Origin of the sequence: Phocaeicola sp. RTP21198st1_B8_RTP21198_201120 (genome assembly GCF_040929485.1) — a bacterium.
In the GTDB taxonomy this organism is placed as follows: domain Bacteria; phylum Bacteroidota; class Bacteroidia; order Bacteroidales; family Bacteroidaceae; genus Phocaeicola; species Phocaeicola dorei.
The window spans coordinates 196,390-208,520 of sequence record NZ_JBCOCI010000001.1 but is presented as its reverse complement, the minus strand read 5'-3'; the positions used below and the strand labels follow the sequence as shown (position 1 = coordinate 208,520).

Here is a 12,131-nt window from a genome sequence, read left to right as displayed (position 1 = left end):
AAATGATTTCTTCACTTTATAAGAAACACAGTATCACTTTTTTTTACTTAATGCTGTTACTAGTCTTTTCCCATTCATTCATATCAGCACAAACTCCGGATATGCCTTTTAATATTTATCTGAAACAGGCTAGTTTAAAGGAGTTTACAGCTAAAATAGAACAACTGTCAGAGTATTCTTTTATTTATGGCGAAGAAGTTGTACTCAAACATCCCATAACTCTCGATCTGAAAGAAACCCCATTAACAACTATTCTACAAACAGCTTTCATTAAACAAGACATCAGTTTCGAGATTACCAAACACCATATCATATTGAAAAAAACAACGTCACTTCCTATAAAACAACATTTTACACTAAACGGTTATGTATTGGACGAAATATCGAAAGAAACACTGATAGGTGCCAATATCTATGACCAGCAAAATAAACAAGGAACAATCACAAATCCATTCGGATTCTTCAGTATCACACTGCCCGAAGGAAACACTGAACTGAATTTTTCCTATATAGGTTACGGTTCAAAACAAATAGCATTGTATTTATGTAAAGATACGCTGCTGACTGTCCAACTTAAAAACGATAATACATTGGAAGAAATCGTTGTCCTTTCTGATAAAATGGAAACAGGCTTTCAAAGTAGCCGTATGGGAGCAAACAATATACCTTTGACACATATTAAAAATACCCCTGCTTTACTGAGTGAGGCAGATGTATTAAAATCAATCCAGCTTCTGCCCGGTATACAAGGAGGTATAACCGGTACCAGTGGCCTGTATGTACGTGGAGGAAGTCCCGATCAGAATCTTTATCTGCTAGACGGTGTACCCTTATATAATGTGGACCATACACTAGGTATTCTCTCCATCTTTACCCCAGAATCGGTCAAGAAAGTCGATTTGTATAAAAGCAGTTTTCCTGCCCGTTACGGAGGAAGACTGTCCTCCGTCATTGATGTACGCACTAACGATGGAGATATGAGGAATTATCACGGCAGTCTGACCATCGGGCTGCTGACTTCCCGAATGCACTTTGAGGGTCCTCTATGGAAAGACCGGACATCATTTATTATTTCTGCCAGACGCAGTTATGCCGATTTAATTATCAAGCCTTTCATGGATAAAGATACGAAAGGAGGTTACTACTTATATGATATCAACACAAAACTAAATCATCGATTCAGTGACCGTGACCGCCTGTTTTTCTCCTTTTATCATGGCAAAGATCATGCCAGCTTTACAAATACTTCTTCTTATTACTTTGAAGAAGAAAAGGAGACAGACACAAGAGAGAGACAAGTCATGGCTTGGGGAAGTACATTAGGGGCATTACGTTGGAACCACATAGTCAGTAATCGTCTGTTCCATAACATCACCCTATCCTATAACCGTTTCCGATTCAATATAAAAAACAATTTCACGTCCGCCAACAAACACCTTGACAGCCAATATTATTCCGGTATAGAAGATTGGGGATTAACATCTGACTTCGACTTTCATCCATCCCCCTCCCATTTCATCAAATTCGGAGGAAACTATCTCTACCATACGTTCCGCCCCGAAACCCAACATACATTTGTGCACTCTCCGAATGAACAAGAACAACCTGATAAAACATACACCATCGGAGGAAATGAAGCGACACACTCACACGAAATTTCCCTTTATGTAGAAGATGATTTCAAATGGAACGAACAATGGAAAACAAATATAGGCGCACATTTCTCACTCTTCCAAGTACAAAAGCACACTTATGCCTCCTTGGAACCTCGCATTACCGTTAGTTTCAAAACCAGTCCCAACCTTACTTTCAAGGCGGCCTATACCCACATGACACAATATGTACATTTACTTTCTTCATCCAATCTCTCTCTCCCCACTGATCTATGGGTACCGGTCACACAGAAGATCCGCCCGATGCAAGCATGCCAATTTTCTATCGGGGGTTACTATACAGGTATTCAAGGATGGGAGTTTTCTGTAGAAGGCTATAGCAAAATGACGAAAAACGTATTGGAATACAAAGATGGTAATACTCTAGTCGGTAATTCCATTCATTGGGAAGAGAAAGTAGAAATGGGCAAAGGACGCAATTTCGGCATAGAATTCATGCTGGAAAAGAAAACCGGACGTACTACCGGATGGATAAATTATACTTTGGCTAAAGCCGACCGTATATTCAGTAAAGGAAATGTAAATGGAGGGAAACGTTTTCCCTATAAATACGACAGACGCCACTCCGTGAACATCACGATAAACAGGCGCCTCAACAAAAAAGTATACATGAGCGCTTCTTGGATTTACGCTTCAGGAAATACTGCCACCCTGCCCAAAGAGAAAGCAACCATCATTCTCCCCGAAGGAAGCTATGGATGGGGACATATGGGAAATACAGGCAACGGGGTTGTTTTTCCCATTGAATATAGCTCTTCTCGAAATAACTACCGTCTGCCCGCCAGTCATCAGTTGAATCTAGGATTCAACTTTCACAAAAAGACAAAACATGGAGAACGGATTTGGAACGTCAGTATTATGAATGCCTATAACTCTTTGAATCCCAATCATGTATTTATAGATTATTACACGGATGAGCAATCGGAAGGAAAAAAGATTCCTGTGATACAAAAAGTCACTCTCCTTCCCTTCTTACCTTCATTCTCATATACTTATAAATTTTAAGCAATAATGAAAAAAGCACTTTTACTCCTTTCATTTGTTCATTTATTGGCCGCCTGTACCAATGATATAGAAATATTGCCTAATGATGAATCTCAAAAGCTCATCGTCAACGCTCTGATAAACGCAAACAAAACGAACAATGCTATCTTTTTAGCTTTATCCGGCTATCACGAACCCCAAGTAGTAAAAAATGGAATTATTCACCTTTATATCAATAATGTATTATCGGAAACAATTTCGGAATGTACCTATCGTCCTAACAATGATTCACCGTTAGACTATCAAAATTATTTTTACCAGATAAACAGCCGTTTTAAAACCGGTGATCAAGTACGTATCGAAGTAGAAACCAAAGACGGAAAATATAAAGCGAATGCAGAAGCAACAGTATATGAGCCCATTGAAATTATCAAAGCGGACACCATTGAATCTAATCATTCTCTATCAGAGACTTCGGAAAGCCTTTGGATATATCAAGCAACAAAGTGGAAAATAAAATTACAAACTCCCACCACAAACCATTCCCAATATTACCGGGTCAACATAAAACAAACATATACTTACCGCCTTACTAACCGCAAAACTTTACAAGACTCCACTGCTATCTCCACCCAATGGGAATGTAGCGGATATTATGACACTGCATTAATGGACGGAAAACCTGGCACTCCCAACAACTCTGATCCTATCATTAATTTCATCCCCACTATAAACAACTATTATAATGTATTCAATGATGCTTACTTTACCAACAACCAATATACCATGACTTTAGACAGTTGGTATAGTTTCCTATTAGACAATAAACTATATAAAATTAAAAAGATAACTGGAAAAGCTATCATACAATATTATGCCATATCCCCGGCTGAATATCAATATTTACGAGCCGCCAATGCATATGCCGACCATAACAGTAGCAACCTGTTGGAAACACCTGTCATCTTTCCCAATAACATCAAAGGAGGAATAGGTATTTTTGCCATAGAAAATCCGACAGAAACAAGCATTCCTTTAAAATCCATCGAAGATTATTAGAAAGCTTTGCCACTTTCGGATCTCTGTTAAATTATTTATCTTCCAATGAAATCTGAAAAGGAGAAGCCGGTAGTCCGGTTCTATTTTTCAAATTCGCATGAACCGGATTATCATCCCAACCATAACGTACCGTTACAGGATGAGGGATATCTTTATGCCATACCGCCACCTGATTCCCATTAACGACAACTGCTTCCGCCCACTGAAAATGCCCATCGGCACCGGCTATCGCAAATCCCTTCAATTCATCTACCGCCCATAATTTATCAGTCCCGGCTTCGAAAGAAAGAACAGCCTTTCCTTCATGATTGACAGTCATACCCGTACACATAGGCCCACTGTGCACACTCTTTTTATCACCATACACCCTTCTTTTCACCAACAGGGAGATACGTCTTGCCAGTTCTTTTTTGTTTAATGGATGAATGTCGTTCCACTCGCCCAAATCAATCGCCACCGCCAAAGCTGCATTCGGGACTTTCAACGCCACTCGCCGTTGCGCTTCACGCAAAGCCGCCCAATTACTTTCTACCGGGTGTGGATGTGTCTGCATGAAATTGGCCAACTGTACAATGAAGAAAGGCAGTTCTTTATCGGCCAGTTTCTCACGCCAATCGGCAATCATGGCAGTCAGCAATTCCTCATATTCATTAGGACGGCCCGTATTCGTTTCTCCCTGATACCACAACGCACCGGTAAAGACCAGATTACGTAGAGGAGAAATCATGGAGTTATACATACCGGTAGGAATATTCTGAAAAGAGACACTATTAGTGCGTGCAGGCATCTCACAACCTAATTGATATTTCCATCGGCTAGACAAATGGACTGTATCTGTCCTCCATACCAGACAATAGGGCTTATCGGGTACAAAGCTGGCGGCGCCTCCGTAATTAATCAGCCGGACAGTCACCAGATTCTCACCGGGTTTCAATAAAGAAGCCGGCACCCGATAAATACGTGGCGGATACTGATAGAAAGTGTTACCTACGAAGGTACCGTTTACAAATACCGAATCGGCATCCACCATGCATCCCAAACGCAGGACAGCATCTTTTCCGGCTTGTTCCGCTGATACATTCACTTTCTGACGGAACCAATGAGAGCCACTCACCGGATATCCATTCTTCCTGCCCCATTCTTTGGAAAACGTATCTACCGTCTGCCAGTCCGTATCATCCAGTTCCGGACGATTCCAGCATATCCCGTCATGAAGTCCTTGGTCTCCTTTGTACAAAGCAGCATCCCAAAAACGGTTCATCATCTGTCCCGAACGGTTGCACAACTCACGATACTCGTCCGAATTAAACAAATCACGCTCGTGCAACTGACGCGGAAACTTCTGCAAGGCCTCCTCACTCATCCAAGCCTCAACGGAGCTTCCCCCCCAACTAGAGTTAACAATGCCCACAGGTACTTGGGTTTCCCTATACATCTCCTTGGCAAAAAAATAAGCCAAAGCAGAAAAGGAAGGAGCGGTTTCTTCAGTCAGCGACATCCAGTCCGTTCCCGGCAAATCGTCTTTAGGTCCATGCAAATCATTGCCTAAAGGAATCTTCACATACCGTATCATCGGATTCTCATCCCTTGCTATTTCCTCGGCAAATTTATCAGTCACCCGTCCGACGGTCAATTCCATGTTGGACTGTCCGGAACAAAGCCAGACATCACCCACTAGAATATTTTTCAACCGAATATCATTCACGATCATTTCAAAAGGGCCACCTGCCTTCATGGGAGGCAGTTCCACCAGCCACTTTCCATCTTCCCCGGCTACCGTACTGAATTTCTTCTTTTTAAAAACAACGGTCACACTCTCTCCTTTATCGGCATTTCCCCATATTTTAACGGACCGCTCACGTTGCAACACCATACCGTCCGATAGGATGGCAGGCAATTTCACCTTTGCTTCGGTCCATACGGAAAACGCACAAAAAGCTGACATCACTAAAGCTAACTTATATTTCATGTTTCTTCTAAAGCTAAGTACCGTATTTTATTTATTAAACCCACTCTCAGGACATTCATAGTTCGAGATTTCCAATCGGAAGCGTTTCATGTCCTCCAACTCGTGTACCGGACGTTCTATGCCAGCCGGAATAGGCATCCCTGAGAAAGTCTGGAAATAAAGCAGACAGGCATCTTTCCACCACACGGCGTCACGCATCTGGATTTTCAATTTCGACTGCACTTCCCTGAACCGGCGTGCATCTACAAAAGGTTCCACACTGTCCCATATTTCCTGAAAACCACGTACCTGTCGTACACCTCTATCGTATGCACGGCACAACTCCCCCCAAAGCGTACGTCCGCTTTTCATCCGATACTGCCAGGGCACATGATGGAACCAAAGCAAATAAACTTCAGGGCAAGTTGTCTTGTCATTGTAAATCAGACGAAGTGAATCAGGATACTGAGAAACGGCATTACTCCCTTTGCTGCTACGGTCGAAACCGATTCCCTCTTTGTCCGCCCTATGATAATAAGAGGGTAGCCAATCCGGACGGGCACCGCGTACACTGCACCACGGTTCGGGACCATAGTGGTGGCCCCATGCAAACTGATGATGCAGTCCTAATGGCATCATATAGTCTACCACCGCCTCCCGGCTCTGCAACATCATCTCCTTGACCGGGCAGACAAATGCCGACTGGGAAGTAAATGTCTGCTGCAACCACTCATCGGCAATCCTGTCTGAAGTCAACAACGGATTCCATGCCAAACGCCCGAAAGCATACCAGTTGGCCTGCGCAAAATGGTGTCCGCACCAATTCACATCCATACCGATGTTTGCCACACCCGCCGCAGCTTTTAACCTGTCCGGACGTACCTCGCCAAAGAACTCCTCCCATAAAGGAGCCAAATAGGCCAGATGATTGGAAAAGCCTAAATACTCCTGAGTAATTTGAAACTCCACCATCATGGGAGTCTGCTTCATAGCCGTGAACAAAGGACTATAAGGTTCACGAGGCTGGAAATCAATCGGTCCGTTCTTTATCTGTACAATTACATTCTCGCAAAACTGTCCATCCAAAGGCATAAACTCCAAATAAGCCTGCTTGGCACGGTCACTGTCGGTAGGACTATAGACAAACGCCCTCCACATCACGATTCCTCCGTAGGGTTTCAACGCATCCGCCAGCATATTCGCTCCCTCGGCATGAGTACGTCCAAAATCACATGGTCCCGGTTGCCCCTCCGAATTGGCCTTCACCAAAAAACCGCCAAAGTCGGGGATCATCGCATAGATCTCTTTTACTTTTTGTTTCCACCATCCAATGACTTCCTTGTCCAACGGATCTGCCGTATCCAACTTGCCCAACCGGATAGGAGATGCAAAATTAACCGATAAATAGACCTTTATGCCATAAGGCCGGAAGACATCAGCCAATGCTTTCACTTTCTCCAAACTACCAGTTGTCAGCACTTGAGGTGAGGCATTGACATTATTTAGTACCGTTCCATTAATACCCACAGAAGCATTGGCACGGGCGTATGCCTCATAACGTGGCGACAAAGTTCCGGGAAGTTCCTCCCAATTCCACAAAGAACGACCAGCGTAACCACGCTCCACCGTACCATCCGGATTATCCCAATGATTCAGAATACGCAAGTCATACGCAGGCTGTTCAGTAACCGACAGAGGTACAGTGAGCTGCCCCGCCGCCTGCATACGCAGCAGACTATAAGCGCCATAAAGCAATCCAGTTTCGGTGGATGAAAGAATACGAACCTGATGTTCTGAAGAAGTGATGGCAAACCCATCCCCACGCCCTGTTTTCTTTTTCTCTAAAAGTACAGGATCTCCCTTCCAAGCGTTTTTCAATTCAGCAATGGCAATGGCTATGGTGGGTGACACTTTTCCTTTATAAGTAATTTCCACCTCCGCGCCTTCCACCGGACGTATCACCGGTAGCCACAAGCGGCTACCATCTTCTTCCACCGGGCGAACATGGTCCGGCCGTGTACCTGCATGCAACATTCCTGCTGCCAACCATCCGCACATTATTCCTATACAAACTGTCAATCTCATATTTTTCATTGTTCATTCAGCTTATTTCTCCGGCAAGGAGATTCGTTCATAAACAGATAACTATCCTCATAACCGCCATAATCCACCACTATCTTTTCAAATACGATGGCAGGCTCCACCGGTTTTAGAACCAATGTATAGGTTCCGTCCGCACAGTCGGGCAGGCTCAACTTCACCCGGGTCTTCACTACCCGACGGGCCACTGTGGGATACAGTACACGATATACATTATCCGGATGTTCGTTCAACTCCGCATTGAAACAGACAGTCTGCTCCTCCGCTCCTTCAAAACCTACCGTGTAGCGATGACCTTCCCGTCTGAGGAAGGGCAGTGTGGATTTCACAATGACATACACATTTACTGTATCTACTTTTTGCGGTATTTTCATTTTATAAGAGAGCGAAGCCCCCTCCGCAGACTGTGTATAAGGCATCAAAGCCACTCCGCTCAGCGTACGTCCCATGTGCGGTATGACTGTCCAGGCGGTCTTCGGTGCAACGGATGATGTAAAATAATGCTCCGCCTCCATAGAAACCACCCCTTTGTCACCGGTAAACAAATATCCTCCTACAGCCCCTTCCGGTTGTTCTATCCGGTAGACTTCCGGTAAACGGTCGGCCGGGAAATCATCATTCCACGAAGTATAGCCTATATGTTTCTGCGTCATCATCCCATTCCACTTGCCTCCCGACATTTCTTCGTTGTATTCCCTGCACAATTCCGCATCACGCCGGAATGCCTGCTCCACTTTGTCGGCCCACTCATTCGCCTGCGGATTATTCTCCTTGTATAATTTGTGATTCATGGCTTGTGCATAATACATTTCATACAGATTGGCCATCGCCTGCACAGGAAAAAGAATCAGTTGTCGGTAGGCATCTCTGTAAGCGGTATCCAGTTTCAAATACTGCCGCAAGGCTTCCGCCTCCAGCTTCACATATTCATCAGCCACCTGCCTCCATTCCCCCGAAGCCAAGTGATAAGTATCCTTATCCAGCATCTCGGGAGTCACGCGTCCATTGTACTTGCAATACAGGTTCAAAATACGCATGGCCTCATCCGCCTGTTCCTCACCGAACTGCTGCGCACAGAACACTCGTGTATGCTCCAACAGATCCCCTGCCGCATAGCGTTCCGGATTCCAAGCCATATTCATAAAAAGAGTGATAGGATACTCCATCGGCTTCAAATCCCCCACATTCAATATCCAAAGCTTATCCACCCCATAACTGTAAGTCAACTGAAGCTGCTCCCACATATTTTGTACGGGAGTTACATTCAACCATTTGGAATTACGGGGGGCCCCCACATAGTCCACATGATAATACATCCCCCAGCCACCGGCACGTTTCCGTTCTTTTGCATCCGGCAATCGGCGCACATCCCCCCAATTGTCATCACTCAGCAACATAATCACATCATCAGGCACACGGAGTCCCATATCATAAAAGCGTTGCACCTCTTTATAAATAGCCCATACCTGCGGACGTTTCTCCGGCACTTTTCCCGTCACTTCCTTAATAATACGACGCTGGTTCCGGAATATCTTCTCCATCAGGCACATGTTTTCCTCATCACGCGGCACATATTTGTCATCTTCCCCCTCCTTTCCACCCATCGGAGTATCACCGTCACCTCTCATACCAATGGTAATCAAATCTTCCGTACCGGCGGCACGCTCCATACCTTCACGGAAAAAACGGTCAATCACTTGCTGGTTGGAAGCATAGTCCCATGCCCCATATTCGCTGCGCTTTCTCACCCATTCCTGATGATTGCGTGCCATAGGTTCATGGTGTGAGGTTCCCATTATAATCCCCATCTCATGAGCGGTCTTGCTGTTCTCCGGATCATCCGCATAAAAACTCCAACCCCACATGGCAGGCCACATAAAGTTACCACGCAGACGCAAAATCAGTTCGAACACACGAGCATAAAAACGATGATCACCATAATTCGTGCCATAAGTGTGCTTCACCCATCCGGTCAGGCAAGGAGCCTCGTCATTCAAAAAGATACCCCGATACTTCACCGCCGGTTCTCCCGCCGTATAACTTCCACGCGTCATCGAAAGATTCTGCCGGGACATCACCGGCACATCCGCCCAGTCGTACCACGGCGAAACACCAATCTGCTCCGAAAGCTCATAAATCCCATAAATCGTTCCGCGTTTGTCACTTCCCGCAATGACGAGCGCCTCATCCACTCCGTTCAAGGGAGCAGACACCACGGTCATCAGGTATTTCTCATTCTTGCCCTCCAGCAACGAAGCATCTATCTTTTTCGCTTTTACCAATTCTCTGATATAGCGGCTTTTCAACGTACCTACCATAATCATGCGCTTTACGCCGGGAGTATAGCATAACCCGGCAGCCCGGCCACTTACCCGTTTAAAGTCATTCTGAAGATTCCTTACTGCTATCATCACACCAGCATCCTCCTGCTCGTCCACCAATATTTCATTGGCCACTCCGTTTTCCATCAGAGTGAAACGGTCGGGAGCCAGCTGGTCAAAAGTAATCCCTTTATGATCTATAGCTCCTACATTCAGGCACAAGGTGGAGAACAAGAATATCCCCACACATTTTTTCGGTTTCATTCTATTCACTTTTTAGTTACCGTATTCAAAATAATCTATATCCACATATCCTCCCAAATCTTTAGTAGCATAATTAAAAATAGCAAACTTGCTTCCCATAAAGAATTTGGTATAATCAAAAACCATTTTACAAGGTTCTCCTATTCGTTTCCACGTTTTCTTGTCATAACTGTAATAAAAAGTGGCTTCATCTTTTTTATCTGCAAAATCGCCCTCCATACGAAGATAGACCACCTCTTTCTCACAATCCATGCGTTCCTTCTCCAGTACTTCCACAGCAGTCACCCTTTTTTCCCGGTCCGAAAGACTGACAGACTGATGTGACATCACCCACTGCTTTTTCCCGTTCTCCATGACCACAGCCAGTACCCCGGACAACCCATTGAAAGCGCAGAAGCCCGCAACATCTCCTTCTTTCATCTTCGAGATATCCATAGCAACCACACCGCTGCACTTCGGTCCGCTCATACGCTGAGTCAAGGTATTGGGAGCCAGAAACAGATTGTCCACCACCTTTCCGGTCCTCAACCGCAGGAAACCCGGACGCTCCGTCAGTGACCAGCAATCGTCCAACGGATTGTGGTTCCACTGCCAGTTCAAACTCAACTGATCGGTGTCGAAACCATCACTTCCCATGATACTTCCTTTACACTCCTCTCCGTAAACAGGCATCTCCATACATTCGGGCACACGTCCGTCCGCATCACCCAGTATCGGCCAACCGTCTTCCCAGCGGCAGGGCATCAATGTGGGTACACGCCCTATACCGCCTCTATCCTGAAAAATAAAGCCATACCAGTTTCCGTCAGGAGTATCGACTATACAGCCTTGTCCCACGCCACCATATCCTTGAAATTCAGTTTCTAAAATCACCTTTTTCTCATACGGACCGGTTATCTGGTCGGCACGGTAGCACACCTCACGACGCAACCGTCCGGGAATGCTCCAGTCCATGGAAATCATCATCACATAATATCTGCCGTTATGCTTGAATGCCTGACTTCCTTCCAGAAGTCCCTGCTCGTCGGCGTCCCGCTCGAATATCTTTTGGTCTATACCTCCCGGTTCCACATCGCTCAGGTCGCTCTTGAGCTGACGAAGTTGCCCGGTGCCATAAAACAGATAGACTTTGCCGTCGTCATCAAAAAACAAAGAAGCATCATGATGATGAGGCGGACGGGAAAGTAATGTCCATTCGCCCGCCGGATCTTCGGCGGTATAGATATAACCACGATGGGGTTCATCATTGGGTGAGAACCATACATAGAACCGTCCGTCATGATAGCGGAGGCTGGAAGCCCATTGTCCGCGACCATATACCGTGCCTTCTTTCAAATCATAACGGGGCAAGTCAGTAAGCCGTTGAAACACATAACTGATCGTTTCCCAATGCACCAAGTCTTTTGAACGCATCACCGGACAACCCGGCATCAGATGCATAGTGGTGCTTACCAGATAGTAATAGTTTCCCACCCTTATCATGGAAGGGTCAGGTACATCCGCCTCAATCACCGGATTATGGAACATTCCCCGTTGTTGTGCAAACGCCCCCGACAAACCAATGAAGCAGGTAATAATAATGATGATCTTCTTCATTTCTTTTTCTACTTTCTATTTTTTAACTATAGCCAGTTTCACAATCGGATTCTGCGCCTGCAACACTCCGGCAAGCAACAGGGACAAGCCACTCATCATACATTTCCGGATACCGGATAAATCACATTCAAGTTTCATATTCATGGTATTAAATTCACAAGGTTGTTTTTATTTTCCGTTCTTCAC

General features: G+C 45.1%; 7 protein-coding genes. 2 read left to right on the top strand and 5 right to left on the bottom strand.

Annotated features, from left to right (window positions below; all coding sequences use genetic code 11):
• Positions 1-2: 2 nt before the first annotated feature.
• A complete protein-coding gene (locus AB5935_RS00730) occupies positions 3-2,678 on the top strand; it encodes a TonB-dependent receptor (protein ID WP_007853691.1) in 2,676 nt (891 codons plus the stop codon).
• A 6-nt stretch (positions 2,679-2,684) separates the two neighbouring features.
• Entirely contained in the window at positions 2,685-3,716 is a 1,032-nt protein-coding gene (locus AB5935_RS00725) for a DUF4249 domain-containing protein (RefSeq protein ID WP_038610655.1), read from the top strand.
• Positions 3,717-3,747: 31 nt separating this feature from the next.
• Here the strand turns inward: AB5935_RS00725 and AB5935_RS00720 are convergent, their stop codons facing one another.
• From AB5935_RS00720 to AB5935_RS00700, 5 genes are read right to left on the bottom strand one after another with little or no spacing between them, the layout of a single operon-like run.
• Positions 3,748-5,685, bottom strand: a complete 1,938-nt coding sequence (locus AB5935_RS00720; protein WP_007839863.1) for a sialate O-acetylesterase — start codon at positions 5,683-5,685, stop codon at positions 3,748-3,750.
• A gap of 27 nt (positions 5,686-5,712) precedes the next feature.
• Complete coding sequence (locus AB5935_RS00715) at positions 5,713-7,758, bottom strand: alpha-glucuronidase (RefSeq protein WP_038610658.1); 2,046 nt, start codon at positions 7,756-7,758, stop codon at positions 5,713-5,715.
• On the bottom strand, positions 7,755-10,349 hold the full coding sequence (locus tag AB5935_RS00710) for a glycosyl hydrolase 115 family protein (protein WP_038610661.1): 2,595 nt from the start codon (positions 10,347-10,349) through the stop codon (positions 7,755-7,757). The genes AB5935_RS00715 and AB5935_RS00710 overlap by 4 nt, the downstream gene beginning before the upstream one ends.
• A gap of 12 nt (positions 10,350-10,361) precedes the next feature.
• Positions 10,362-11,945: a glycoside hydrolase 43 family protein gene (locus tag AB5935_RS00705; RefSeq protein ID WP_007831810.1), complete on the bottom strand. Its 1,584-nt coding sequence runs from the start codon at positions 11,943-11,945 to the stop codon at positions 10,362-10,364.
• A 15-nt stretch (positions 11,946-11,960) separates the two neighbouring features.
• The gene (locus AB5935_RS00700) at positions 11,961-12,083 is read right to left on the bottom strand and encodes a hypothetical protein (RefSeq protein ID WP_007839861.1); all 123 of its coding nucleotides are present in this window, start codon (positions 12,081-12,083) and stop codon (positions 11,961-11,963) included.
• Positions 12,084-12,131: the final 48 nt, after the last annotated feature.

Coding starts and splice junctions, on each gene's coding strand:
- AB5935_RS00730 (WP_007853691.1), top strand. CDS start 3: ATGATTTCTTCACTTTATAAGAAACACAGTATCACTTTTTTTTACTTA.
- AB5935_RS00725 (WP_038610655.1), top strand. CDS start 2,685: ATGAAAAAAGCACTTTTACTCCTTTCATTTGTTCATTTATTGGCCGCC.
- AB5935_RS00720 (WP_007839863.1), bottom strand. CDS start 5,685: ATGAAATATAAGTTAGCTTTAGTGATGTCAGCTTTTTGTGCGTTTTCC.
- AB5935_RS00715 (WP_038610658.1), bottom strand. CDS start 7,758: ATGAAAAATATGAGATTGACAGTTTGTATAGGAATAATGTGCGGATGG.
- AB5935_RS00710 (WP_038610661.1), bottom strand. CDS start 10,349: ATGAAACCGAAAAAATGTGTGGGGATATTCTTGTTCTCCACCTTGTGC.
- AB5935_RS00705 (WP_007831810.1), bottom strand. CDS start 11,945: ATGAAGAAGATCATCATTATTATTACCTGCTTCATTGGTTTGTCGGGG.
- AB5935_RS00700 (WP_007839861.1), bottom strand. CDS start 12,083: ATGAAACTTGAATGTGATTTATCCGGTATCCGGAAATGTATGATGAGT.